Source organism: Pseudomonas azadiae (assembly GCF_019145355.1).
Lineage (GTDB): Bacteria > Pseudomonadota > Gammaproteobacteria > Pseudomonadales > Pseudomonadaceae > Aquipseudomonas > Aquipseudomonas azadiae.
Window position 1 is genome coordinate 1,317,654 of sequence record NZ_JAHSTY010000002.1, and the last position, 26,225, is coordinate 1,343,878.

Sequence of the window (26,225 nt, forward strand, 5' to 3'; positions counted from 1 at the left end):
GTTCAGAGGCGGGGTTCGTCGTTGGTTTCAAACACCGGCCGGCGTACCTTGGGCGCCCTACGTTTGCTGGCGAATACCACCAGCGCTTGATAGGCCGCCGGCATGCAACGGGCGAGCAGGTCGAGGAAATACGCGTCGCGTCCGATCAGCACACGACGTTTGTTTTTACGCACGCCCTGCAGGATCACGTTGGCGGCCTGGTCGGCGTCGGTGATGAACAGCTTCTCGAAGTCGGCGCGGGCCTGCTGTTCGCTGTGGATCAGGAAGCCAGTCATGTTCGCGTCGATACGGCTGCTGCGACAGATGTCGGTGCGGATGCCGCCGGGGTGCACGCAGGTGGCCGACACGCCGCAGCGTTGCAGGTCGAGTTCCTGGCGCAGGGACTCGGTAAAGCCGCGCACCGCGAACTTGGTGGCGTTGTAGCCGCTCATGCCCGGTTGCGCAAACAGGCCGAACACGCTGGACGTGTTGACCACATGGCCATCACCGCAGGCCTTCAAATACGGCAAAAACGCTTTGGTGCCGTAGACAACGCCCCAGAAATTGATGCCGACGATCCATTCCAGGTCGGCGTAGTCCACACCTTCCACCGTGCTCGACAACGCAACCCCGGCATTGTTGAACACCAGGTTGACCTGGCCATGTTCGGCAACGCAGCGCGCGGCCCAATCCTCCATGGCCTGGCGGTCGGCAACGTCCAGTGCCTGGGTGGTGACTCGCACGGGGGCCAGGGTTGAGGTGTTGATCAACGCGACGGTCTGTTCCAGCCCTTGGGCGTTTTTGTCCGCCAGGGCCAGGTGGCAACCTTCCCGCGCCAGGGCCAGGGCCAAGGCGCGTCCCATGCCCGATGCCGCGCCGGTAATGGCCGCTACGCGGCCGTTGAATGACTTCATGACAGGCTGCCTTCTGCGGTGGAGTGGGGCGCCGCCACCGGATGGCCGGGCGCATTGATCGGCTGCAGGTCGATCGCATAGTCCTTGAGCGCAAACTGCCGGGTGATCTGCTTGAAACGCCAGGTCGAGCCCGGCCACAGGGTGGTGTTCCTGCCGGTGCGCGGGTCGAGGTACCAACTCTGGCAACCGCCGGTGTTCCAGATGGTTCGTTTGAGTTTGTCTTGCAGCCGTCTGTTGTAGGCGCTTTCCACGGCGGGCTTGACGTCCACGGTGGCGATGCGCTGGCGCTGCATCTGCTTGAGTGCGTCGAGGATGTAGCTCACCTGGGCTTCGATCATCAGGATCATCGAGTTATGCCCCAGGCCGGTATTGGGCCCGACGATCAGGAACAGGTTCGGGTAGCCCGGCACCGTGGTGCCCTTGTAGGCGTGGGCGCCGTCTTGCCAGCTGTCCATCAGGTCCACGCCGCCACGCCCGATGATGCAGTCGCGTGGCAAGGGGTCGGTGGCCTGGAACCCGGTGCCGAAGATCAGGCAATCGGCCGGATGCTTGAGGCCGTCGGCGGTGACCACCCCATCGGCTTCGATGCGCGCTATGTGATCGGTGACCACCGCGACATTGCTGCGCGATAACGCCGGGTAGTAGTCGTTGGAAATCAGCACGCGCTTGCAGCCGATGGTGTAGTCCGGCGTCAGCGTCTTGCGCAGGGAAGGGCGCGGCACTTGTTTATGCAGGTGGCGCACGGCGATTTTCTGCACCATCCCCATCAGGCGTGGGTGCAGGGCGAAGCCGACCACTCGGCCTTCCAGCGCCCAGTAGAAAGCGCCACGCACCAGGCGTTGAGTGACGGGCAAATGCTTGAACAACCAGCGCTCGAACGGTGAAATCGGCCGGTCGGGTTTGGGCATGATCCAGGGCGGGGTGCGCTGGAACAGGTCCAGATGCGCCACGTGCGGCGCGATCCGCGGCACGAACTGAATGGCGCTGGCGCCGGTGCCGATCACCGCCACGCGCTTGCCCTTCAAGCAATAGTCGTGGTCCCACTGCTGAGAGTGAAAGCGCTTGCCCTTGAAGCTGTGCAGCCCTGGGATATCCGGCAGCGCCGGGCGCGACAGGCCGCCCATGCCCGACACCAGCACCCGTGCGCTGACCTGGCTGCCGTCGCTGAAGCTCAGTTGCCAGCGTTGCCGGGCTTCATCGAACACCGCGCGCACAAGCCCCATGCCGAAACGCAGGTAGGGCGCCAATTCAAAGCGCGTGGCGCATTGCTCCAGGTACGCACGGATTTCCGCTTGCGGCGCGAACTGCCGCGTCCAATCCGGGTTGGGTGCGAAGGAAAACGAATACACATGGGACTGCACATCGCAGGCGCAACCCGGGTAGTGGTTGTCCCGCCACGTGCCGCCGAGGCTGTCGGCCTGCTCGGCGATAAAGAAATCGGTGAACCCGGCCTCCTTGAGCTTGATCGCCATGCACAGGCCGGCGAAGCCTGAGCCGATGATGGCAATGTCGATTGAATCACTGCGGGCATTCATATGCGGTCCTTTGTGGGCATGGGAGGTGCGCCTTTTGTTGTTTTGTCTTTTAGATAGAACACCATTGCAAAGGAAAATTGAATTACTTATTTTAAAAAAGATTTTAAATAATCTACCTGAAAATATCGCCCACGCCAGTCTCAGATCGCTCATGTGCCCATTGTCCGACGGACAGGCACGACGTTCAGGCCCAGGGTGGGGCGATGGCTGAGGCCTTGATCAATTCCGGTCGGGTCGCCAGCAGCAGGGACGCAGAGGACAGAGCTATGGCTGTTGAATGGGTGATCGCTGCAGCTGTTTTTATCGGCGTAAGTACCGCGTTATGGGGATTCAGCGTCTGGATGACACGGCGTATCGAAGCGGCCGTTCCACGCGACGGGCATTTTGTGCAGGTCAATGGCGAGCGCTTTCATTACTACGAGGAGGGCAAGGGACCGCCCCTGGTGATGATTCATGGGCTGATGGGCAGCAGTCGCAACCTGACCTATGCCTTGTCCGGGCAGTTGCGCGAGCAGTTTCGCGTCATCACGCTTGACCGTCCGGGTTCGGGCTATTCCACGCGCCATAAAGGCACCGCTACGGACCTGCCGGCCCAGGCGCGGCAGGTGGCTGCGTTCATCAACACCCTGGGCCTGGATAAACCGCTGGTGCTGGGGCATTCCCTCGGTGGGGCCATTTCCCTGGCGCTGGCCCTGGACCATCCCCACGCGGTATCGGGGCTGGTATTGGTGGCGCCGCTGACCCATCCCCAACCCACGCTGCCACGGGTGTTCTGGTCATTGGCAGTGCGCCCGGCCTGGCTGCGCCGCTGGGTGTCGCATACCTTGACTGTGCCCATGGGCCTGTTGACACGCCGATCGGTAGTCAAGGCCGTGTTTGCCCCGGACACTGCCCCGCAGGACTTCGCCACCCGCGGCGGCGGGCTGCTGGGCATGCGCCCCGATAACTTCTACGCCGCGTCCAGCGAGATTGCCCTGGTCAATGACTATCTGCCGGACATGGTCAAGCGCTACCCGCAACTGACGCTGCCTATCAGCCTGGTGTATGGCGCGCGCGACAAGGTCCTGGACTTTCGCAAACACGGCCAGGCCCTCGCCGACAAGGTTCCGGGCCTCAAGCTGCAACTGGTGGAAGGGCGCGGGCATATGTTGCCGATCACCGCCACCGCGCGCGTAGTCGAAGCGGTTCAGCAGTTGGCCAAGCGGCTGCGGCCACCTGAGACCACCAAGGTTTTGCATCCGCCGTTTGCCCTGGTCGACAAATAATCGTGGCTGTCATTCCGGGTCAGCCGCTGCGAAATGCTTGCCCTAGAGACCTGACTCAAGGGCAGAAAAATAGACTGCCCGGTCACGTTGAAAAGGCCTCGAAAAAGTAGTTGACGACCTATCGATTCCGCGCTATTTCTTTAAAAAAATATTTCAATGTTTGTTTTGAAATTGTTTTTGAAATGCCTAAGAGCGAATAAAAATGAAAAAAACGCCTTTTATCGCATGGTTGATTTCTGGGAGCACTCAGCGCTCCCTGAACCTGTTTTGCGCCTTGCTGCCACGGAGGCTGCCATGAATCAGACCCTGGCGGCCCCAAGCGTATGGACCGACGGCAAGCGTCACCTCTGGTGGCTGGGCATCATGCCGCTGGCCACGCCGCTGCTCTCTGGAGCCCTGGCGATCACCACCGGTATTCAGTCACTCTGGTGGGTCGGCGTGCTGGTGATTTTCGGCCTGATCCCGCTGATCGACGCCCTGCTCGGTGAAGACGTGAGCAACCCGCCCGAATCCGCCGTCAGCCATCTTGAGTCCCAAAGCTACTATCGCTGGATCGTCTATACCGGCGTGTTGTTCGTCCTCTCATCGCTGGTGATCACCGGTTGGCTGGCCGCCGGCGGGATCGACTGGATCATCCAGGGCGGCTTGTTGCAGGCGGCCGTGAACCTGGAACCGCACGGCGCGCTGTCTCAACTCGCCCGCTACATCACCGAGCGCACTCAACTGCACGGTGAAGTGAGCGGGCTGACCTACCTGGGCATGGCCATGTCGACCGGCGCCGCCACCGGCATTGCGATCAACACAGCCCATGAACTGGGCCATAAACCCAATGCGCTGGAAGTGTTCCTGGCCAAGGTCACCCTGGCTCCAACCTTCTACGGGCACTTCTACACCGAACACAACCGCGGTCATCACGTGCGCGTCGCCACGCCGGAAGACCCGGCCAGCTCGCGCCTGGGGGAGAGCTTCTGGGCGTTCCTGCCGCGCTCGGTCTGGTTCAGTGCTCGCTCGGCGTGGAACCTGGAGCGCGAACGTCTGCGCAAACTCGGCCTGCCGGCCTGGCATTGGCGCAACGGCGTGCTCAGCGCGTGGATGTACAGCGTGGTGTTGTGGGGCGCGATGATCGCCTGGCTGGGGGCGGCGGTGATCCCGTTCCTGATCATCCAGGGCATCTACGGTTTCTCGCTGCTGGAGGTGGTGAACTATGTCGAGCATTATGGGCTTCAACGCCAGAAGTTGCCCAACGGTCGCTATGAACGTTGTTCGCCTCGGCATTCATGGAACAGCAATCGGATTGTCACCAATATCTTCCTGTTCCAATTGCAGCGGCACTCCGATCACCATGCCAATCCGACCCGTAGTTATCAGTCGTTGCGCCACTTTGATGAATCGCCGCAACTTCCCTACGGCTACGCGAGCATGATTGTCTGGGCCTATGTGCCTTATCTATGGCGGCGGCGGATGGATCATCGCGTGCTTAGTCATTATGCCGGCGATATCAGCCTGGCCAATCTTCAGCCTTCGCAGCGGTTGAAGTACCTGGAGAAATACAGCGGCGCTGCCAAGCCGTTCTGATCTGAGTTGAAAGGTGTGGGCGTGCTCGGGATCAATGTATCGCGCGGTCTCTGTCGCCCAGCGTTTACCGCGTTAGTTGCACATAAAGTTGTTTGCCCCGAACAAAAATAATTTAAAGGGAAGGACGCAACATGCAATCACCTGCCAAGTTCACTGCTCATATTGTATTGGCCGCACTGGGGCTGATCGCTTATCACCAGGCCCAGGCTGCCCGTATCGAACCGGCCGGCAGTGCCTTTACCGCCCAGGGGCCCATCAGTTTCTCCAAAGGTGCGCTGATCAGCGCCGACTGCACCATCAAGGTAGCCGGCAACGTGGCGGCCGATGGTTCATCGGTGAATGTCGACAAGGTGGAATTCGACGGCGGCCTCAAGTGCAGCCGGGTCGAAGCCATCAACTTGCCCTGGGTACTGGTCGCCAAGGATACCAAGAGCGGTTCCATGTCGAAGATCAGCGTGGACGTGCATGCGTTCGGCCTGGGCGGCAAGTGCGGGCCTTCTACCGCCGAGGGCACATGGGACAACGCCACCGGCAAGTTGGAAGCGGCCAACGTACCGATTGGCGAAGACTGCACGATCAAGACGGTGTCGATCAAGATGCCGCCGAACTTCAAGGTGGTTGAATAACACACGCCGAATACGTAGCGGTAGCTGATGAATTTGGCTGAGAAGAGAAGTTCTGCAGCATCAGCGTGATTTCTCTTTCATGGCCATTACCCCCGGCGAAATGACTCGCCATTACATGTGAGGAAACAACAATGAAAAGTTTGAAAACCCTCGTGTCGCTTTCTGCCCTGACGGTCTGCCTGGGCGCTGCTTCGATGGCTAACGCTGCAACCATTTCGCCGGCCGGGGCTGCGTTCAGCACGCCGGCCAGTACTATCTCGGTCAGTTCGCCTGCTTCGCTGAACGCACCAGTGAACTGTGGCATCACGTTTACCGGGACGGTCGCCGCCAGCGGCGCCAGCGCGTCGATCACCGGTGCGACAGTATCCGGAGGCGGCCTGTGTGCTGTGCCGGTATTGCTCGGTCTGCCTTGGACATTGACGCCTACAGGCACTGGTCCAGGTGTGTTCGCGGGCACGGTTTCGGGTGTCAACTTCAAGATCGTCAATGACTGCGCGACTGCACCAACGACCATCAACGTAACCTTTGACAACTCCACCAACACCTTGAGCATTCCTTCTGCGCAAACGGTCGGCAAATGCAAAATCACCAAGCTCGATGTCCATCCTAACCCGGCATTTACTGTCGCGCCTTGATCGCGACCATGGGTTTTTTGGCGTGAGTGCACGTTGAAAAATACAGGTGCCTTGCCAAAGGCACCTGTTGCGGCGGACCAGATCGGCATGACCGCCGTGGTGGATAATTCAGGAGTGCAGCATGAATAATAAGAAACAACAGGCACACACCTACCTCAGCCTTGCGTTGCTGGGGGGGTTGATGGCTGCGGGCGGGTCGGTTCAGGCCGGCGCCTTCGGTACACCGACCGCCAACGCCGCCGGCTGGGGCCGGGCCTTCGGGGGGGGCTCAATGTTCAAGGACGACCCTTCTTCGGCCTTCAACAACCCTGCCGCCATGGCTTTTATCGATCACAACGTCGCGCAGTTCACAGTCGACTACGCGCGCATCAATGTTAAATACAAAGGCACCGCCAAGGATTATGCAGGCAATGATCCCGCTGTCGTCACGCAAGACCCCGACACCGGAGAGCTGAGTTCCACCCCGCGCACCGGCGATGGTGGCCAGGGTGGGTTCACGGCCTGGTTGCCAACCGGGTTCATGGTGATGCCAATCAACGACCGGTTCAGTTTCGGCCTGAGCCAGGTAGTACCGATGGGCGCGCGTACAACCTGGGATGACGACTGGATCGGGCGTGATTTTGCCGTGGATACCCGAATCGAAACGGTCGGGCTGACCGGCTCTTTGTCGTTCAAGGTCACTGATGAGTTTTCGGTTGGCGCGGGTGCCATCCTCCAGCACACCAAAGGGTTCGTCAGCCAGAATCTAGATCTATACGCCGCTGCGGGATTGTCACCGGAAATTGGCATTCCTTTCCCGGCAGGGCTGGGCGAATCGCTCATGCGGGTCAAGGTAGATAACTACTCGGTGGGTTGGTTTGCCGGCCTGGCCTGGAAGCCTACCCCCCAGGACACCCTAGGGCTGAACTACCACGCCAAGATCAAGAACAAGCTGGAGGGCAAGTACAGTATCTACGCTGATCCAACGTCCAAGGGGCTGATTGACTCCGGTCTGGTACAGATCGCCTATCCCGGCCTTTCGCTTAATTCCAATGGCGGTAACGCAACCACTCAACTGGACGTTCCGGCCAGTGCGTCCCTCGACTGGGTACACCAGTTTTCCGATCGCCTGTCCCTGGGCGCGAGCGTCACCTGGACCGAGTGGTCTTCATTCAAGGCACTGACCTTGAAATCCGATGGCGCGACGCTTGTTTCCATTCCTTACAACTATAAGGACACATGGCAATATTCCTTCGGCGGCGACTACAAACTTACCGACGATTTGACGGTTCGCACGGGGATTTCCTTTGACCAGACACCTACCCGCAATTCCACGCGCGACCCGCGTATCCCCGATGGCGATCGAATCTTCACTTCGCTGGGTTTTGGTTACAACGTGCGGGCTATTCCAGGGCTGAGCGTGGATGGTGCTTACTCGCATCAGTTCGTAGAGGAAGCCAAGCTCAAGACCCATAACCAGGATCGCCTCGGCGGTGCAACGCTTGATGGCAAAGCGAAAGCTTATGGTGATGTGGTCAGCCTTTCCGCGACCTACGCGTTTTAAGGTTTCGGGACAGGCATCCAATACGGTACTGATCGACCAGGCGGCCCGCCCAGCCGCCTTTTTTTTGCCAAATAGATAAATAATAATTTTAAAAGAAAATTTGAATATGTTTTTCGAATTTCGTAGTGTGGTGTTGAGCCGCATGTCATCGGACCTGGCGCACCTAGCCGCACCCTGAATCGAGTAGAGGTATTTCCATGCTTATCTGGTTAATAGTGGGTCTCGCAGCTGCGATTGCACTGGCGTATCGACAAGCCTCTGCCATCCACTGGTTGGGTGTTGGCCTGATCTGGCTGGCGGCGGGTTACCTGTTTAACGCGGTAGCCGGTTTTGGCGCCACCGTCGCGGCGCTGCTGGTGGTGTTGCCGGCGTTGCTGATGACGATCAAACCCCTGCGCCGCACCTTGCTCACCCGCAAGGCCTTGAACCTGTTTCGCACAATCATGCCGGCAATGTCCGACACCGAGCGTGCCGCCATCGAGTCCGGCACCGTGTGGTGGGACGCCGAGCTGTTCAGCGGCAAGCCTGATTGGCAGCGCCTGTTGCAAGCGGCACCGGCCAGCCTGAGCGCCGAAGAACAAGCCTTTCTCGACAACGAAGTGGAAACCCTGTGCGATATCGCCAATGACTGGGAAACCACCCAGGTCTGGCAGGACATGTCGCCCGAAGGCTGGCAGTACACCAAGGACGCAGGCTTCCTGGGCATGATCATTCCCAAGCAGTACGGCGGCAAAGGCTTCTCCCACTATGCGCACTCGCAGGTGGTGATGAAGCTGTCGACGCGTTGTTCGGCGGCGGCGATTTCGGTGATGGTGCCCAACTCCCTGGGCCCGGCCGAGCTGCTGTTGCATTACGGCACCGATGCCCAGCGCAATTACTACCTGCCGCGTCTGGCGCGGGGTGAAGACATTCCCTGTTTTGCCTTGACCAGCCCCTATGCCGGTTCCGATGCGGGGGCGATCCCGGACCTGGGCATTGTCTGCAAAGGCCTGCACGAAGGTGAGCACGTGCTGGGTTTTCGTGTGACCTGGGACAAGCGCTACATCACCCTCGGCCCGATTGCCACGGTGCTCGGCCTGGCTTTTCGCGCCGAAGACCCGGACGGGCTGCTCGGCCAGCCGGGTTCTCTGGGGATCACCTGCGCGTTGATCCCCACGTCCCATCCCGGCGTCAACAGCGGGCGCCGTCACTGGCCCCTCAATGCCGTGTTCCAGAACGGTCCTACCACCGGCAAGGATGTCTTCATCCCGCTGGAATGGGTGATCGGCGGCCGCGAGCAAGTCGGCAACGGCTGGCGCATGCTGATGGAATGCCTGGCCGCCGGGCGCGCGATTTCCCTGCCGTCGTCCAACGTTGGCCTGGCCAAGGTCGCGGTACGCGGCACCACCGCCTATGCTGCGATGCGCAAGCAGTTCGGCCTGCCCATCGGCAAATTCGAAGGCGTGCAGGCGCCCCTGGCGCGGATGGCCGGGCACCTGTATGCCTGCGATGCGGTGCGCAACGTCTCGGTGGCCTCACTGGATGCGGGTGAGAAGCCGTCGGTGATCTCGGCCATCGCCAAATACCATGTCACCGAGCGCGCGCGCATCATCGTCAATGACGGCATGGACATCGTCGCCGGCAAGGGCATTTGCATGGGCCCGAACAACTTCCTGGCCCGGGCCTACCAGCAAAGCCCCATCGCCATTACGGTGGAAGGCGCGAACATCATGACGCGCTGCCTGATCATCTTTGGCCAGGGACTGATCCGCTGCCATCCTTATGTGTTCCGCGAGATGGAAGCGGCGCGCAACCCTGACCGGCGCAAGGCACTGGAAGACTTCGACAGCGCCATGTTCGGCCATGTGAGCTTTGTGCTGGCCAACACCGTACGCGCAGCGGTGCATTCGCTGACGGGCGGGCGGCTGATTTCCGTGCCGGGCAAGACCGAGCCGGCGCTGGCGTCCTACTACCGTCAGGCCAATCGTCTGTCGGTGGTGTTGGCGCTGATTTCGGATGTGTCCATGGGCGTGCTGGGCGGGGCCCTCAAGCGCAAGGAAAGTATCACCGGGCGCCTGGGGGATATTCTGTCGCAGCTGTACATCCTGTCCTGCGTGCTCAAGCGTTTTGAGGACGACGGCCGGCCCCAGGCCGACCTGCCGCTGGTGCATTGGTCGGCCCGGGATGCGTTGCTGCGCGCCCATGAAGCCTTGGCCGAAGTGCTCGATAACTACCCGTCGAAAGCGGCCGCCACCGTGTTGAAGGCTCTGACCTTCCCGTTCGGCATCCCACTGCGCAAACCCTCGGACCGTCTGCTGGCCCAGGTGGCGGACGTGGTGCAGACACCGGGCGAAACCCGCGACCGGCTGTTGGCCGACTCCTACATTCCACGTCCGGAAATCGACAAGTTGGCCTATGGCGAACTGGGCTTGCGCCTGCTGCCTCAAGTCGAACTGATCGAGGCGCGCCTCAAGCCCGCCGTCAAGCAAGGCCTGATCGAACCGATGCCGATCTGCGCCGCCGCCTTCACCACCTGGCGCGTCAAGGCGCGCGCGCTGGACTTGATCAGCGACGACGAGGAAGCCTTGCTGGCGCGCTATGTGGAATACGCCGATCACGCGATCCAGGTGGATGACTTCCCGCAGGACTTCGGCTTGCTGGAGGCGCTGCAGCAGCGTAAGCAGGCGTTGGAACCGACGCTGAAGCGCCGCACGACCCCAGTTGAAAGTACCTCGGTTAATTAGGGAAACGCGGTCCAAATGTGGGAGCGGGCTTGCTCGCGAATGCGGTGGATCAGTCAAAGTATCCGGTGACTGAAAGGGCCCATTCGCGAGCAAGCCCGCTCCCACACTGATCGGGTTTACAGGCCAAGACAGTGTGGTGAGTAGAGCCAACTATGAGTGACAGCTACCTTTCGTTCGTCAATTCCCCCTGGGGCCGTCGCCTGGCCCAGGCCGTCGGGTTGCCGCAGCCCTTGCCCCTGCAGCGCCATCGCAGTGGCCAACAAGGCCTGGCCAACCCGGTCATCGTCGCCGGGGCAGGGCGCCTGGCCGCCGAAGTGGGGCGGATTTTCGCGGCCACCGACACGGTTACCGCCACCCCGGCCACGCTCAATGCGCCGTCCACGGTGAAAGTGCAAGGCGCGGTAATCGACGCCAGCGTCGTGGCCGATCCGCAGCAACTGGACGCGCTCTACGGGTTTTTCCACGCCAACGCCAGGCGCCTCGGCCAACATGGCCGTGTGGTGGTGCTCGGCACCGCGCCGGAGCATTGCGAGGGGTTGCCCCAGGCCATCGCCCAACGCGCCCTTGAGGGCTTGGTGCGTTCGCTGGCCAAGGAGCTGCGCCGGGCGATCACCGTGCAGTTGATCTATGTGGCACCGGGTGCCGAAGATGCGCTGGAGAGCAGCTTGCGCTTCTTCCTGTCGCGCCGTTCGGCCTATGTGTCGGGGCAAGTGGTGCGTCTGGAAAAACCGGTGGATGGCCACGTCAGCGTCAATTGGGACAAGCCTTTTGCCGGCCGCCGCGCCCTGGTCACCGGCGCGTCCCGCGGCATCGGCCTGGCGATCGCCCAGGTGCTGGCGCGCGACGGTGCCCACGTCGTCTGCGTGGATGTGCCCCAGGCCCAGACCTCGTTGCAGCAGGCGGCGGACAGTGTCGGTGGTTCGGCGCTGCCCTTGGATATCACCGCAGCGGATGCCGTCGCACGGCTGCAGGCCCACGTCAGCCAATACGGCGCATTCGATGTGCTGGTGCACAACGCCGGGATCACCCGTGACAAGACCATCGCCAAAATGACCGAGGCTGCGTGGCGCAGTGTGCTGGCGGTCAACCTTGAAGCGCCGTTGCAGTTGAGCGATGCGTTGCTGGCAAACCAGGGCCTGAACCCCGGTGGGCGCATCGTCTGCGTGTCGTCGATTTCCGGCATTGCCGGCAACCTTGGGCAAAGCAATTACGCGACGTCCAAGGCCGGCGTGATCGGCCTGGTGCAGGGCCTGGCACCGCGTGCGGCGGCGCAGCATGTCACTGTGAATGCGGTGGCGCCGGGGTTTATCGAAACCCAGATGACTGCAAAAATCCCGCTGATGATCCGTGAAGCGGGGCGGCGCATGAATTCGCTGTCCCAGGGCGGGCAGCCGATCGACGTCGCCGAGACCATCGCCTGGCTGGCGCACCCGGCGTCGGGCGGAGTCAACGCCCAGGTCGTACGCGTGTGCGGCCAAAGCCTGCTGGGAGCCTGAGCCATGGACTACGTGACGCAGATTATCGACCCGCCACCCTCGCGTACCCGCTTGTTACTGGACGGCGTGCGGGCCTTGCGCAAGCCCAAGCTCGACGGTGCGCCTGTTCTGCCCAGGGCGCGCCTGGTGCGCTCGGCGGTGGAGCTGTCCGCCGCCGGCATCACCGCGTATGCGCGTGCCTGTGGTTTTCGCCGCGAGCAGGGCGTGCCGTTGTCGTACCCCCATGTGTTGGCATTCCCGTTGCACTTGATGCTGTTGACCCGCCCGAGTTTCCCGTACCCGGCCAGCGGCATGGTGCACCTGGCCAATCGCATTCGTCAGCACCAGCGCCTGCACGAAGGCCACGCGTTGCGCCTGGAGGTGTATTGCGAGCGCTGGGTCGCCCATCCCAAAGGCCAGGCGCTGAGCATCGCCACCCGCGCCTACGGCACCGGCAGCCTGGTGTGGGAGAGCGACAGCCTGTACTTGCGCCGTGACGTCAAAGAACCGATTGGCGAGGCGTGGGACGACGCCCTGCCGTTGCAGGAGGAGGGTTTGTTGCGCACCCAACGCTGGGTGCTGCCCGCCGACCTGGGCCGGCGCTTTGCCAAGGTCTCGGGCGATTTCAACCCGATCCACACATCAGTGATCGGCGCGAAGCTCTTCGGCTTTCGCCGCGCCATCGCCCATGGCATGTGGACCCTGGGCCGCGCGCTGGCGGCGCAGCAACCGCCCGGCGGGCTGGACCAGGCCGAGGCCCATTGCGACTTCAAACTGCCGATTTTCCTGCCCGGCCAGGTGGCGCTGTGGAACCTGCCGGTGACCGGCCCGCGCCGTGAGTTCGAGGTGCGCAATTTCGCGGGCGACAAGCCCCATATGCGTGGGTTGTTCATCTGGAATGAGAGCCTTAAATGAGTGACTACAGCTTCAACCCGGCCCCGGTTCGCCGCGTGGCGATTATCGGCGGCAACCGCATCCCGTTCGCGCGCTCCAATACGGTGTATGCCCACGACAGCAACCAGGACCTGCTGGTCGCCGCGCTGCAGGGCCTGGTCGAGCGTTACAACCTGCATGGCCAACGCCTGGGCGAGTTTGCCGCCGGCGCGGTGATCAAGCATTCGCGCGACTTCAACCTGGCGCGCGAGGCGTTGCTCTCCACCACCTTGTCCGCCGACACACCGGCCTACGACGTGCAGCAAGCCTGCGGCACCGGCCTGGAAGCGGCCTTGCTGGTGGCCAACAAGATCGCCCTCGGCCAGATAGAGGTGGGCATTGCCGGCGGTGCCGACACCACCTCCGACGCGCCGATCGGCATCAACGAGTCCTTGCGTCACACCTTGCTCGCGGCCAACCGCGCCAAGGGCATGGGCGACAAGCTCAAGGCACTGCTTAAAGCCCGGCCCTCGATGGTGTTCAAGCCGCTGCTGCCGCGCAATGGCGAGCCGCGCACCGGCCTGTCCATGGGCGAGCACTGCGAAGCAATGGCCAAGCGCTGGCAGATCAAGCGCCTGGCCCAGGATGAGCTGACCCTCACCAGCCATCAGCGCCTGGAGGCGGCTTACAAGCGTGGCTTCTTCGACGACTTGATCAGCCCCCATCGCGGCCTGGCGAAGGACAACAACCTGCGCGCCGACGCCAGCCTGGCGAAACTCGCCGGTCTGGCGCCGGCCTACGACCGACAGGACGGCACGCTCACCGCGGGCAACTCCACGCCGCTGACCGATGGCGCCTCGGTGGTGCTGCTGGCCAGCGAAGAATGGGCCGCCGCCAATGGCTGGCCGGTGCTGGCGTATCTGCGCACCGGCGAGACGGCGGCGGTGAATTTTGTCGACGGCACCGAAGGCTTATTGATGGCCCCGGCGTACGCGGTGCCACGCATGCTCAAGCGCGAAGGCCTGAGCTTCAAAGACTTCAATTTCTTCGAGATCCACGAAGCCTTTGCCGCCCAGGTGTTGTGCACCCTCAAGGCCTGGGAAGACGCCGATTACTGCCGCACGCGCCTGGGCCTGGATGCGCCGCTGGGCGCCATCGACCGGGCGAAGATGAACGTCAATGGTGGCTCACTCGGCTGCGGCCATCCCTTCGCGGCCACGGGTGGCCGGCAATTGGCGACGCTGGCCAAGACCATCCACGAAAACGGCGGCGGGCGCGGCCTGATTTCCATCTGCGCGGCGGGCGGGCTGGGTATTACCGCCATCGTCGAAAAGTAGTTTTGCCAAAAACAACAACAAGGAAACTGCCCATGAACGCTGTAAGCCTGGAACACACCGAACGGATCTGGCTGAACGCTTACTTGCCCGGCGTCCCGGCGGATATCGATGCGGCTATTGAAGACTACCCATCGCTGCGCGAGGTGTTCCTCGAACATCTGGAAAAATTCCACGAGCGCGTGGCGTATGTCAGCATCGGCACCGAAATGACCTACGCCGACTGGCAGGTGCAGGGCATTGCATTCGCCGCCTGGCTGCAGGCCCAGGGCGTGCAGAAGGGCGACCGCGTGGCGCTGATGATGCCCAACTGCCTGCAGTACCCGATCTGCCTGTTGGGGACGATCCTGGCCGGCGCGGTGGTGGTCAACGTCAACCCGTTGTACACCGCCCATGAACTCAAGCATCTGCTCAAGGACAGCGGCGCGCAAACCGTGGTGATCTTCGAAAACTTCGCCCATACCCTGGAAAAAGCCATCGCCGGCAGCAGCGTCAAGCGCGTGGTGATCGCCGCCATCGGCGACTTGCTGGGGACCTTCAAGGGCGCGGCGATGAACTTTATCCTGCGCCGGGTGCAAAAGCAGGTGCCTGGGTTCAACCTGCCTGGGGCGGTGCGTTTCAACCAGGCCGTGAAACAGGGGCGTGGGCTCAATCATTTTCCGGTGGACCTGCACCGCGACGACCTGGCCTTCCTGCAATACACCGGCGGCACCACCGGCGATGCCAAGGGCGTGATGCTCAGCCACCGCAATATCATCGCCAACCTGTTGCAAGCCAAGGCCTGGGTCGGTGACCAACTCAACCAGGACACGCAAGAAACCAATGTCACCTTGCTGCCGCTGTACCACATCTTTTCCCTGACGGTGAACTGCCTGATGTTCATGTGCCTGGGCGGGCGCAACATCCTGATCGCCAACCCTCGGGACGTGAAGCGGGTGCAGATGATCCTGCGCAAGGAACGCTTCAACGGCATCGCCGGGGTCAACACGCTGTTCAACGGCTTGCTGGAAAACAAGGATTTTTGCGCGCGGGACTTTTCCGACCTGCGCATGGTGATCGCCGGCGGCATGGCCACGCACACGGCGGTCGCCAAACGCTGGAAGGAAGTCACCGGCTTGCCGATCATCGAAGGCTATGGCCTGACCGAGTGCTCGCCGGTGGTGAGCATCAGCCCGATCAACATCGCCCGCATGCGCGAGATGGAATTCACCGGCAGCATCGGCGTGCCATTGCCGTCGACCTGGGTGCGGTTTATCCGCGAAGACGGTGAACTGGCCGACATCGGTGAACAGGGCGAACTGCAAGTGCGCGGCCCGCAAGTGATGCAGGGTTACTGGAAACGCCCGGAAGCCACGGCCGAGGTGCTGGATGCCGAAGGGTGGTTGTCGACCGGTGATATCGGCGTGATGGATGAGCGCGGCTACATCCGCCTGGTGGACCGCAAGAAGGACATGATCCTGGTCTCGGGCTTCAACGTGTACCCCAATGAAATCGAGGACGTGGTGGCGCTGCACCCAGGCGTCGCGGAAGTGGCGGCCATTGGTGTGGAAGACGGTGTGACGGGGGAGCGGGTGAAGATCGTTGTGGTGCGCAAGGACCCGAACCTGACCCAGGAGCAGCTCCTTGCCCATTGCCGGGTGTACCTGACGGGGTACAAGGTGCCTCGGTATGTGGAGTTTCGGACCACCGAATTGCCCAAGACCACCGTGGGCAAAGTGCTGCGCCGCGCCTTGCGTTAAGCCTTCTCCTCAACCTGTGGGAGCCGGGCTTGCCCACAACTATCAAAGGCTGGCGAGCTCCTCTGTAGTGAGCGGGCTTGCCCCGCGTTGGGTGGCGAAGCCGCCCCAAACCAGGCGGCTCGGTTCCATCTGGAACTCGGCGGTGTCTTTATTGGGGCCGCAGCCCAGCGCGGGCGGTGCGACGATTCGACAAGCCCGCTCGCCACAACAGCCCCACTCACTGGGGCTTCAGTTGATACCCATGGTCATCGCAGGCAAGCCAGCTCCCACAGGGTTCGGGGGTGTTTGCTAGATCGAACTCACGTTGACCCAGCGCTCTTCCCTGGCCGCCACGCGAATCGCCGTCGTCAGCCGCTCTACCTCCCACGCCGCCTCGAAGTCACTGCCATCGGCGCCCTGGCCGGCCACGGCCATGATCAACTCCCGCACTTCCAGCGTCTTCAACTCGTTGTAGCCCAACTGATGCCCCGGCGCCGGGCTGAATGCCGCATAACCAGGCAGCTCCGGGCCGGCCAGCAGCGTTTGGAACCCCGCTTGCCCCACGCAATACAGGCGCAATTCATTCAGGCGTTCCTGGTCGAAGGCCAGGGTGCCCAGGGTGCCGCCGATCTCGAAACTCAGGTGGTTCTTGTAACCGTGCTTGATCCAACTGCTGCTCAGCGTACCCCGGGCACCGTTGGCGAAGCGCAGCAACGCATGCACCTGGTCGTCGACGCTGATCGCACGCAGGTCGAGGCTGTCGGCGCTGGCGGGGCGCAGGGTGTGCACGGTCTGTGTGTCGGCGCAGACACTGTCGATATCGCCCACCAGATAGCGCGCCATGGCCAGCGCGTGGCTGCCCAGGTCTGCCAGCGTGCCGCCGGCATGGGTGGCTTCGCAGCGCCAGCCCCATGGCGTTTGCGGGTTGGCCAGGAAGTCCTCGCAGTTCTCAAGCTGGACGGTGGTGATCTGGCCCAGTACACCGCTGGCGATCATCTGCTTGGCCAAAACGATCATCGGGTTGTGCTGATAGTTGTAGCCGACGCGCGTCACCACGCCGGCCACGCTGGCGGCGCGGCGCATCGCCTCGGACTGTTCCAGGCTCACGGCCAACGGTTTCTCGCAATACACCGCCTTGCCCGCCGCAATCGCCGCCATGGCCATGGGGTAATGCAAATGGTTGGGTGTGGTGATGGCCACCACGTCCACATCGGGGTCATCGATCAGCGCTTGCCAGTCGCTATGGGCCCTGGCAAAGCCCCACGCCGTGGCGCAGTGCTGTGCGCGTGCGGTATCGGCATCGGCCAGGGCGGCCAGTTTGAGGTGCACGGGCAGTTCAAACACCGTGCGCGCACTATTGAACGCCAACGCATGGGCACGCCCCATGAAGCCCGTGCCAATCAAGCCGATTCCGAGTTCACGCATCGCCAGGGTCCTTCTTATTGTTTTGTAGAAAGCGTATTAATGGAATAAAAATTCTCAAAACTCAATAGATGGAATAAAAATTCATAAAGGATTGATGATCACCCCGGCGAATGCAGCTACATTCACCCTGTGGCCAAACGCCGTCAGTTAACAAAAGATAACGTAGCGCCGATTGTCAGACGATTCGAAAGCCCGATAGGATGGCCGCTGCTTCCTCCAGGCGCTCTAGATTGCAGCTTTCAGGCCCCGGAAGGCAGCGATAACAATAATAAATGGGAGAAAGGTCTATGAGTGAGCCTGTCATGGGTTGGGTTGTTTGCCGCCCACGCGCCGCACGCAAGGTTGCGTTGCTGGCCACAGCGCTCTCGCTGCTGATCGGTGGCGCGTTGTCGACACCGGTACTGGCAGCCAGCGATACCGCCGCAACGCCTGCGTTTGCGATTGAATCGCCCAAGGCCGTCAAAGGCCTGATGATCGACGTGGTGCATGCCGGCAAGCGTCTGGTGGCGGTCGGCGATCGCGGGCACATCCTCTATTCCGATGACCAGGGCAACACCTGGACCCAAGCCAAAGTCCCCACCCGGCAACTGCTCACGGCGGTGTTTTTCGTCGATGACAAGCAGGGCTGGGCGGTGGGCCACGATGCGCAAATTCTCGCCAGCGTCGACGGCGGCGCCACCTGGACCCAGCAATACCAGGACCTCAAGCGCGAAGCCCCGTTGCTCGATGTGTGGTTCAACGACGCCAGCCACGGCCTGGCCGTGGGCGCCTACGGTGCATTGATCGAAACCATCGACGGCGGCAAAACCTGGGCAGACGTCAGCGACCGCCTCGACAATGAAGACCAGTATCACCTCAATGCCATCGCCCACATCAAGGACGCTGGCCTGTTTATCGTCGGCGAGCAGGGCAGCATGTTCCGTTCCAGCGACGACGGCCAGACCTGGGAAAAACTCGAAGGCCCCTACGAGGGCTCGCTGTTCGGCGTGATCGGCACCGCTCAACCGCAGACCCTGCTGGCCTATGGCTTGCGCGGCAACCTGTACCGTTCCGCGGATTTCGGCGGCACCTGGGAGCAGGTCGAATTGAATGCGGCGCGGGGAGCGCTGGAGTTTGGTCTGTCCGGCGCGACCTTGCTGGAGGATGGCGCCATCGTCGTCGTCGGCAATGGCGGCAGCGTTGTGGTCAGCCGCGACGACGGGCAGACCTTCAGCGTGTTCAACCGCCCGGACCGTATCTCACTCTCGGCGGTCACAGCGGCGGGCAATGGCAACTTGATTCTGGTCGGGCAGGGCGGCGTGCGCGTCGCGACAGCGGCTGGCGCCGAACCGACAAAACAATAAGAAGGCGGGCAAAGAATGAGCAGTCATCACAACGATAAAGCGACCTTTCTTGAGCGCCTGATCTTCAACAACCGCCCGGCGGTCATCGTCATCTGCCTGCTGGTGAGTATTTTCCTGTTCTGGCAGGCGACCTTGATTCGCCCGTCCACCAGCTTTGAAAAGATGATCCCCCTCAAGCACCCCTTCATCGAGAAGATGATGGAGCACCGCAACGATTTGGCGAACCTTGGCAACACGGTGCGCATTTCGGTGGAAGCCAAAGACGGCGACATTTTTACCCAGTCATACATGGAAACCCTAAGGCAGATCAACGACGAGGTGTTCTACATCTCCGGCGTCGACCGTTCGGGCCTCAAATCGCTGTGGAGCCCCAGCGTGCGCTGGACCGAAGTGACCGAAGAAGGCTTTGCCGGCGGCGAAGTGATCCCGCAGAGCTACAACGGCTCGCCGCAAAGCCTCGATCAACTGCGTAACAACGTGCTCAAGTCGGGCCAGGTCGGGCGCCTGGTGGCCAACGATTTCAAATCGAGCATCGTCGATATCCCGCTGCTGGAGTCGTACCCGGACCCGCAGGACCAGGGCAAGCTGTTGGCCCTGGACTATCGCAAGTTTTCCCATGAGCTCGAAGACAAGATTCGCGACAAATTCGAAGCGCAGAACCCCAACGTAAAAATCCATATCGTCGGTTTCGCCAAAAAGGTCGGCGACCTGATCGACGGCCTGGTGATGGTGGTGCTGTTCTTCGGCATCGCGTTCGTCATCACCCTGGTGTTGCTGCTGTGGTTCACCCATTGCCTGCGCAGCACCATCGCCGTGTTGAGCACGACGCTGGTGGCGGTGATCTGGCAACTGGGGCTGATGCACTTCTTCGGTTTTGGCCTCGATCCCTATTCGATGCTGGTGCCGTTCCTGATTTTCGCCATCGGTATTTCCCACGGCGTGCAGAAGATCAACGGTATCGCGCTGCAATCCAGTGAGGCGGACAATGCGCTGACGGCGGCGCGACGCACGTTCCGGCAATTGTTCCTGCCGGGGATGATCGCGATCCTGGCCGACGCAGTGGGCTTTATCACCCTGCTGATCATCGACATCGGCGTGATCCGCGAGCTGGCCATCGGTGCGTCCATCGGCGTGGCGGTGATTGTGTTCACTAACCTGATCCTGCTGCCGGTGGCGATCTCCTATGTCGGCATCAGCCAGCGTGCCATTGCCATCAGCAAGAAAGACGCGCACCGCGAGCATCCGTTCTGGCGCCTGCTGTCCAAGTTCGCCAGCGCCAGGGTCGCACCGGTTTCGATCCTCTTGGCTCTGGTCGCCTTCGGCGGCGGCCTCTGGTACAGCCAGAACCTGAAGATCGGTGACCTTGACCAGGGCGCGCCGGAGCTGCGCCCGGACTCGCGCTACAACAAAGACAACAACTTCATCATCAGCAACTACTCCACCAGCTCCGACGTGCTGGTGGTGATGGTCAAGACCAAGGCCGAAGGCTGCTCGCGCTATGAAGCCATGGCGCCCATCGACCAGTTGATGTGGAAAATGCAGAACACCGAGGGCGTGCAGTCGGCGATCTCGCTGGTGACCGTGTCCAAGCAAATGATCAAGGGCATGAACGAGGGCAACCTGAAATGGGAGACCCTGTCACGCAACCCGGATGTGCTGAACAATTCCATCGCCCGTGCCGACGGCCTGTACAACAACACCTGCTCCCTGGCGCCGGTACTGGTGTTCCTCAACGACCACAAGGCCGAAACCCTCGACCGTGCGGTGCATGCGGTGCAGGACTTCGCCAGGGAAAACAACAAGGATGGCCTGGAATTCATTCTTGCCGCCGGTAATGCCGGGATCGAAGCGGCCACCAACGAAGTGATCAAGGAGTCCGAGCTGACCATCCTGATCCTGGTGTACCTGTGCGTGGCGACCATGTGCATGATCACCTTCCGTTCCTGGGCGGCGACCTTGTGCATCGTGCTGCCGCTGGTGCTGACTTCGGTGCTGGGCAACGCGCTGATGGCGTTCATGGGCATCGGCGTCAAGGTCGCGACCTTGCCGGTGGTGGCCCTGGGCGTGGGGATCGGCGTGGATTACGGCATCTACATCTACAGCCGCCTGGAGAGCTTTCTGCGCGCCGGCCTGCCGTTGCAAGAGGCGTACTACCAGACGCTCAAGTCCACCGGCAAGGCGGTGCTGTTCACCGGTTTGTGCCTGGCGATCGGCGTGTGCACCTGGATCTTCTCGGCCATCAAGTTCCAGGCCGACATGGGCCTGATGCTGACCTTCATGCTGCTGTGGAACATGTTCGGCGCGCTGTGGCTGCTGCCGGCGCTGGCGCGGTTCCTGATCAAACCCGAGAAACTGGCGGGGCAGAAGGGCAATTCGTTGTTTGCCCACTGAGCCATGCCTGTAGCCAAAGCGGGACGCCAATAGGCTTCCCGCTTTTTGGTGTTCAGAGCTTCAGAAACAGTTTTTGATCCAGTGGCGGCTCTACTTTGGCGCGCACGATGCTGTCAACGTGCTGGTTGTTGCGTCCGGCTTTTTCTACCAAGTCCTTCTGAGTCAGGAAGCGCTGCTCGGGCAGCTTGATGTGTGCCGTACTGTAGTCGCTGCGCGCTGTGGTTGGGGTGGGATAGTGGAAGTGCGCATACCAGAGCGTGTTGAGCCCGTTTTTTTCGCGTATGGCGTACTCCGTAAGGTAGTCACCGCCCTTGAGCAGTTTACCCCGGGTGACCAAACCGATATCGACGCGCTCGTGGGTCCACAAGTAGTCGATATTTTCTGCTCGCGGCGATTGGCGCAGGTAGCCGTCACAACGGTGCATGATGGCGCGCTCACGCATGCCCTTGGCGGCCTTGCGCCAAGTCTCGACCAAGGCATCGGTTTCACCGCTGGTACCGTGGTTGACGTGGGCTTGCTGCGCCACTTGCTCGAGGTTATGGGCCTGGGCTTCCAGCATGTCGCTCCAGTCGCGAGGGTTGACCGTTTCGCGACGTGTTGGGTCATCGAGTTTCTTTTTCTGAAATTGAATGGAGCGTTCGATACCTGCCTGCTCGTTCATCAGTTTTCTGGCATCAGCGATGTAGGCCGACAGCGGTTTGGTCGAAGGGGCGGGCGTTGGCGCAATGGGGCGAGCCTCGACGATCTGCACCCATTCCTTCTCGGTCTGGTGCCAGCTGTAGCTCGTCAGCGGTTGGCCTGTGCGGGTGTCGATTACATCGATGACTGGAATGTCTTGCGCTGTTCGCTTGTCGCGTAAGGTACCTACCAGGGTCTGCTTGTCGCGGGTCTTGAACACCTTCTTGTTGTTTGATTTGTGCGCCCGGTTTTTCCGAGCAGGGACCAACGCAGGTAGCTGCTGTTGTTCCCGTACCAGGTCGGCCAGCTCGGCCTGGGCTTGAGTAATCACCTCCTGAAGGCATTCGATATAGCGTTTGCCATAGTAGGGCCGAACGCTGTCAGGACCGATGTCCTGAAGCGCCTGTGTGTTGTTGAGTTCATCCTGGTATTTATCGATCAGGTTGCTCAGTACGGCGATACGGTCATCGGCTGTGTAACCTTCGTGTTCCTGCAGTTCGATATGTGAGAGCGCGGCGGTATTCAGGTCAGCCTGGTTGAAACGCATGCGAAAAAACGCTTCCTCGGGCGAGCGTGTATCCATGTGACGGTCAATACTCAGTTCTCGAAGCGTGCTCAAACGTTCCAGTCTTGCGGTAAACCCTTGGTTGGCCGGCGGCTGTGAGGTTTCCTTTATGAACGCCTCAGCCTGTTTTTTGCTCGCGGGCGACTCGTCTTTCCACTGCCTCAAAAATGTGGCATACGCATCGCTGGCCTTTATCATGCGCTCCAGGCGTTGGACGCGATCAGCCAGGGTTTCAACCAGACGGTTATAGGCTTTCGGGTCGTTACGCTGGGTTTGTTCTATCAGCTTCGTGATCGGTTCGCCCGCGCTGGTGTGGGAAAACTCGTCGCCGATGTAAAGGTAGTCAGTCGCCAGCGAGCGCAGTACTTCGGCGATAGCCAGATACTCCGTCCCGCGCAGCTCTTTAAATACTTCGAACTTCATGTTCGGATTGTCGCTGGTCAGCGCCTGGATCGCTTTCTTCCTGTGAGAAATCATGACGTCGACGTGTTTTTGATACTCCTCGAAGCGGATCTTCAGCAATTGATTCAGACTCTGGTTCTTCTTCAGTTCCTGTTGATATTGAATGGCGAAGCTTGCGGCGCGATCACTGCTGTTGACCAGCCCCCATAGGGTCCTGAGGGTCTTGTCCGATTTATGCAGAGCCTCTTCGGTCTCCGTCACACGCTCATCGGCGGTTTCCATGGCAATCACCGCGGGGCGCATGGTGGTCACCTCATCGGCGTAGTTCTTCAGCATCGCATTGCTCAGTTCCTTATTGCGGTCGACCGTAGCTCGCATCCGGCTGGCCGATCTGGGCATGCCGCCCCTGAGTTTAGGGCTCGTATCAAATTTCCAGCGCCCTTGAGTACCGCGTTTCAAGGGCGGGCCTGTGCGGGCTTTGTTCTGCCCATCGATTACGAACACGCCATCAAGATCGCTTGCCGCCCGGAACCAGCGACCCTCGACGCGCGCGTGCAGTTTGCCGTCTATCAGGTAGAGACCTTCGGTGGCACCGCTGCGAACAGGTGTCGCCGCCTCGGACGGGGCGGGCACGCTGAAGGTGTCTATATAGGCATGTTGGGTGTCACTCAGCCCGTGGGGGCTGGAAAACGAGAAGTCGAATGGCTGGTCACTGTTGAACAGGCTCTCGGCCGCCACCGCTGTATCCTGCTCGACCAATACTTGAGGTGACTGCGATGTGTCTCCCGCCGGGCGTTGTAACGGGATGGAGACTTCCGGCCGTTGGGCAAACGGCACGTTGCCCACAGAACGTTTCGGTGGCCGTCCGGGTGTGGCCTGGCTCAACAGGGTGCCGACATTGACCAGCAGGTCCACCATGGCCGCCGTCGGGTCTGAAGTATTCGGGTCGCTGGCGCTCCGGATATCGTTTTCGACGCTGGCCAATTGCGTCAGCCAGCCGACCGCCGCACCCGGGCCGCGCAGGACGGGAAGCAGGGTATTGAACAGCAGCCAGCCCAACTCCTTATGCGACGCCCACCGGCTCTGAGCGTCTGTGGTGGACTGACCCTCGGCGAGGGTCACCAGGCTTTGGGCGTTCGTGTTGAACAAGTGCTGCATAAGCTTGCCGTCGAGCAAATCCTTGCGCAGTGTTTCGGCAGCGTCATAACCGTCGAGAGCCAAGGTCGTCGGAGCAGGCGTAGCGGGCGCATCGAATTCATTGAAGACACCGTAGCGCGCAGTGTGCGGGGTGTGGAAACCGCCGTTGCCATAGACCGCACGTGTGTTGGCGTCGGGCATCCACGCCAGAACGCTTTGCTGCAGCGGCCCAGGTGCCTGGATGGCGGCGAGCAGCGCTTCACGGCTGGCAAATTCCTGCAAGGATGGCGACAACTGCGGGCGGTAGAGCAGGTGTGGGCCGCGGGCAGCGTCCTGAGGCTCTATCAGAAACATATTCGCGACCACATCCGGCGCTGCGCCAGGTTTGCGCAGGAATGCCAGGGGGCGCATGGTGACTTCCTGGCCGTCTACCTCGCGTGGGCCGCTGCCGGGCCGTGTGACGGCCTCGACGAATCGGTAACCCTTGTCAGTGATGCCAGCCTCGCCCTTGAGCTTGAGTTCCATGGCCCGCATGGCCAGTTGCAAGGGCACTTGTTCGCTGAACAACGCAGCGCGTCCCCGAGTGGCTTCGGTGCTACTGAGCAGGTGTTGATTGAGCAGTGCGGGGTAGTGCTTACCGATATCGACCTGGCTGATCAGGTCCTTGAGCATTTGCGGCAGCTGTGGATCCGTTACCGGTTGACCACGCAGACGGATGTCCATGGCGCCCTTGGGCAAGCCCGCCAGGTTTTCCAGGGCCATGTCCACCAGGCTCATTTTAACCGGTTCGATGTAGCCGCTGCCGAGGCTGCCGACCGGTACCTTGAACGTGATTTCGAGGTCGTTGGCGGTATACCCTTTGGGTGCCAGTTGGGCGTTGAGCTGTTGTTCGGCGTAGGTACGGATATCGGGGATATCCGTGAGAAAGGTGCGCCCGTGATTGCGCTGCACGCTGCTTGCCAGTGCGAGGGTCAGGCGCCGATAGGTGAACTGCTCGGCTGCACTGGCAGTCGTCAGCCATTGCGGCATGTTGCGTTGCAATCGTAGCTGCTGGTCTGCCGGCAGGGTTGACGCGCTATTGAACCAGACTGCGGCATCACTGGCCTGGGAAAAAAGCTGTTCCAGGTCGCTCACACTGCTTTTGGCCGGTAGCTGTATCGCTTCCAGATTCTGCAGTTGCCGGTCAAGAATAACCGCCGCCTGGGTGTCGAAAATATTGCCGCCTGGCGCTCGGCGTTTCCAGGTCAGGTGATCGAACTTGAACGATTGTCTGAGCTGGCGCTCCCACCCCGCGGCGAAATCCTGCAGTGAAGCGTAGGGCGTGATAGCCCCTGCGGCGGTTGCATGCAATACCTGCGTGTGCCCCTCTATTTTGCGGGTGATCAACAGGTCGGGGCTGAGAAACGTCGACGTCTGGCCGCCCTGTTTAAGATGCGTGTCGACGATAAACACCTGAGCGGCAGACTCACCGCTGACACGATGGCGTTCGGTGGCGTCAGGGTAACGGGTGATCTGGTCGAGGGTTTCGCGTTGCAGGGCGTTCAGGCCCGGTTGCTTGAGGCCCCCAATACGCAGGGTGTCATTGAGCGTATCACTGAGCCACCCCCAACGGCTGGTTGCCGTAAAGGTATCCTGGCCCCAATAGTGGCTCAACGCTTCGGCATAGGCGGCCTTGAGGTTGGGGCGCAGGCTGCGGATAGCCAGTTCCGTGAAGTGTTTGTCCAGCAGGTCCGCGCTATTGCCGGTGACATCGGCGACCCGCAGGCTGGTGCCGGAGTCGGACGTTACCCACTTGGCATCGCTGGGTACCTCCAGTTCGGCACTGCCGGCCAGATGCTCAAGCGCCAGGTCCAGCAATGGCGTCAGTCGATACTGCAGTGGCGTAGTGCCGTTGGGCACGGCAAGAGACGTATTGGCACTGTTGAAATTCAGCGAGGGGAATTGATGATTCAGCGTATCGTCCAGCAATTTTGCGACCACCGAGCGCAATGTCGGGCGCGTGGCGAACTGGTCGGCAACCTGTCGGGCAGGCGAATCGGCAGGCAGCGATGCCGGGGGCTGTTGAGCTTGTCGGAATTTGAGGCGGGAG

General features: G+C 61.3%; 16 protein-coding genes. 12 read left to right on the forward strand and 4 right to left on the reverse strand.

The features are described from left to right. Window positions 1-2: 2 nt before the first annotated feature. Window positions 3-893, reverse strand: coding sequence for an SDR family NAD(P)-dependent oxidoreductase (locus KVG91_RS22450; protein ID WP_169378583.1), 891 nt, complete (start codon window positions 891-893; stop codon window positions 3-5). After that, on the reverse strand, window positions 890-2,428 hold the full coding sequence (locus KVG91_RS22455; RefSeq protein ID WP_169378582.1) for a flavin-containing monooxygenase: 1,539 nt from the start codon (window positions 2,426-2,428) through the stop codon (window positions 890-892). The genes KVG91_RS22450 and KVG91_RS22455 overlap by 4 nt, the downstream gene beginning before the upstream one ends. A gap of 203 nt (window positions 2,429-2,631) precedes the next feature. Here KVG91_RS22455 and KVG91_RS22460 point away from each other — a divergent pair, with 203 nt between their 5' ends. From KVG91_RS22460 to KVG91_RS22505, 10 genes are all read left to right on the forward strand, one after another. Beyond that, on the forward strand, window positions 2,632-3,693 hold the full coding sequence (locus KVG91_RS22460; protein WP_169378581.1) for an alpha/beta fold hydrolase: 1,062 nt from the start codon (window positions 2,632-2,634) through the stop codon (window positions 3,691-3,693). 294 nt (window positions 3,694-3,987) lie between these two features. Beyond that, on the forward strand, window positions 3,988-5,268 hold the full coding sequence (locus KVG91_RS22465) for an alkane 1-monooxygenase (protein ID WP_169378580.1): 1,281 nt from the start codon (window positions 3,988-3,990) through the stop codon (window positions 5,266-5,268). 131 nt (window positions 5,269-5,399) lie between these two features. Next, on the forward strand, window positions 5,400-5,894 hold the full coding sequence (gene praA, locus KVG91_RS22470) for an alkane oxidation protein activator PraA (protein WP_169378579.1): 495 nt from the start codon (window positions 5,400-5,402) through the stop codon (window positions 5,892-5,894). A gap of 131 nt (window positions 5,895-6,025) precedes the next feature. Next, on the forward strand, window positions 6,026-6,529 hold the full coding sequence (praB, locus tag KVG91_RS27705; RefSeq protein ID WP_225927040.1) for an alkane oxidation protein activator PraB: 504 nt from the start codon (window positions 6,026-6,028) through the stop codon (window positions 6,527-6,529). Window positions 6,530-6,650: 121 nt separating this feature from the next. Continuing rightward, window positions 6,651-8,072, forward strand: a complete 1,422-nt coding sequence (locus KVG91_RS22480; RefSeq protein WP_169378577.1) for an outer membrane protein transport protein — start codon at window positions 6,651-6,653, stop codon at window positions 8,070-8,072. Between the two features lie 197 nt (window positions 8,073-8,269). After that, window positions 8,270-10,795 carry an acyl-CoA dehydrogenase gene (locus KVG91_RS22485; RefSeq protein WP_169378576.1) on the forward strand — a complete coding sequence of 842 codons (2,526 nt, stop codon included), beginning with the start codon at window positions 8,270-8,272 and terminating at the stop codon, window positions 10,793-10,795. 152 nt (window positions 10,796-10,947) lie between these two features. Beyond that, a complete protein-coding gene (locus KVG91_RS22490; protein ID WP_169378575.1) occupies window positions 10,948-12,291 on the forward strand; it encodes a 3-oxoacyl-ACP reductase in 1,344 nt (447 codons plus the stop codon). A 3-nt stretch (window positions 12,292-12,294) separates the two neighbouring features. After that, on the forward strand, window positions 12,295-13,185 hold the full coding sequence (locus KVG91_RS22495; RefSeq protein WP_169378574.1) for a MaoC/PaaZ C-terminal domain-containing protein: 891 nt from the start codon (window positions 12,295-12,297) through the stop codon (window positions 13,183-13,185). Continuing rightward, window positions 13,182-14,480 (forward strand): acetyl-CoA C-acetyltransferase, encoded by a 1,299-nt coding sequence (locus KVG91_RS22500; RefSeq protein WP_169378573.1) that lies wholly within the window; start codon window positions 13,182-13,184, stop codon window positions 14,478-14,480. Before KVG91_RS22495 ends, KVG91_RS22500 begins: the two co-directional genes overlap by 4 nt. Before the next feature lie 32 nt (window positions 14,481-14,512). Next, window positions 14,513-16,216, forward strand: a complete 1,704-nt coding sequence (locus KVG91_RS22505; RefSeq protein WP_169378572.1) for an AMP-binding protein — start codon at window positions 14,513-14,515, stop codon at window positions 16,214-16,216. Between the two features lie 288 nt (window positions 16,217-16,504). Here KVG91_RS22505 and KVG91_RS22510 read toward each other — a convergent pair whose 3' ends face one another. Next, window positions 16,505-17,620: a Gfo/Idh/MocA family protein gene (locus KVG91_RS22510; RefSeq protein WP_169378571.1), complete on the reverse strand. Its 1,116-nt coding sequence runs from the start codon at window positions 17,618-17,620 to the stop codon at window positions 16,505-16,507. A 302-nt stretch (window positions 17,621-17,922) separates the two neighbouring features. On the opposite strand from KVG91_RS22510, the gene KVG91_RS22515 reads away from it, so the two are divergent. Both KVG91_RS22515 and KVG91_RS22520 read left to right on the forward strand, forming a co-directional pair. Then, window positions 17,923-18,963: a WD40/YVTN/BNR-like repeat-containing protein gene (locus KVG91_RS22515; protein WP_178115306.1), complete on the forward strand. Its 1,041-nt coding sequence runs from the start codon at window positions 17,923-17,925 to the stop codon at window positions 18,961-18,963. A gap of 15 nt (window positions 18,964-18,978) precedes the next feature. After that, complete coding sequence (locus KVG91_RS22520) at window positions 18,979-21,354, forward strand: efflux RND transporter permease subunit (RefSeq protein WP_169378569.1); 2,376 nt, start codon at window positions 18,979-18,981, stop codon at window positions 21,352-21,354. Between the two features lie 52 nt (window positions 21,355-21,406). Here KVG91_RS22520 and KVG91_RS22525 read toward each other — a convergent pair whose 3' ends face one another. After that, window positions 21,407-26,104 (reverse strand): dermonecrotic toxin domain-containing protein, encoded by a 4,698-nt coding sequence (locus KVG91_RS22525; protein ID WP_225927041.1) that lies wholly within the window; start codon window positions 26,102-26,104, stop codon window positions 21,407-21,409. Window positions 26,105-26,225 lie beyond the last annotated feature (121 nt).

Coding starts and splice junctions, on each gene's coding strand:
- KVG91_RS22450 (WP_169378583.1), bottom strand. CDS start 893: ATGAAGTCATTCAACGGCCGCGTAGCGGCCATTACCGGCGCGGCATCG.
- KVG91_RS22455 (WP_169378582.1), bottom strand. CDS start 2,428: ATGAATGCCCGCAGTGATTCAATCGACATTGCCATCATCGGCTCAGGC.
- KVG91_RS22460 (WP_169378581.1), top strand. CDS start 2,632: ATGGCTGAGGCCTTGATCAATTCCGGTCGGGTCGCCAGCAGCAGGGAC.
- KVG91_RS22465 (WP_169378580.1), top strand. CDS start 3,988: ATGAATCAGACCCTGGCGGCCCCAAGCGTATGGACCGACGGCAAGCGT.
- praA (WP_169378579.1), top strand. CDS start 5,400: ATGCAATCACCTGCCAAGTTCACTGCTCATATTGTATTGGCCGCACTG.
- praB (WP_225927040.1), top strand. CDS start 6,026: ATGAAAAGTTTGAAAACCCTCGTGTCGCTTTCTGCCCTGACGGTCTGC.
- KVG91_RS22480 (WP_169378577.1), top strand. CDS start 6,651: ATGAATAATAAGAAACAACAGGCACACACCTACCTCAGCCTTGCGTTG.
- KVG91_RS22485 (WP_169378576.1), top strand. CDS start 8,270: ATGCTTATCTGGTTAATAGTGGGTCTCGCAGCTGCGATTGCACTGGCG.
- KVG91_RS22490 (WP_169378575.1), top strand. CDS start 10,948: ATGAGTGACAGCTACCTTTCGTTCGTCAATTCCCCCTGGGGCCGTCGC.
- KVG91_RS22495 (WP_169378574.1), top strand. CDS start 12,295: ATGGACTACGTGACGCAGATTATCGACCCGCCACCCTCGCGTACCCGC.
- KVG91_RS22500 (WP_169378573.1), top strand. CDS start 13,182: ATGAGTGACTACAGCTTCAACCCGGCCCCGGTTCGCCGCGTGGCGATT.
- KVG91_RS22505 (WP_169378572.1), top strand. CDS start 14,513: ATGAACGCTGTAAGCCTGGAACACACCGAACGGATCTGGCTGAACGCT.
- KVG91_RS22510 (WP_169378571.1), bottom strand. CDS start 17,620: ATGCGTGAACTCGGAATCGGCTTGATTGGCACGGGCTTCATGGGGCGT.
- KVG91_RS22515 (WP_178115306.1), top strand. CDS start 17,923: ATGGGTTGGGTTGTTTGCCGCCCACGCGCCGCACGCAAGGTTGCGTTG.
- KVG91_RS22520 (WP_169378569.1), top strand. CDS start 18,979: ATGAGCAGTCATCACAACGATAAAGCGACCTTTCTTGAGCGCCTGATC.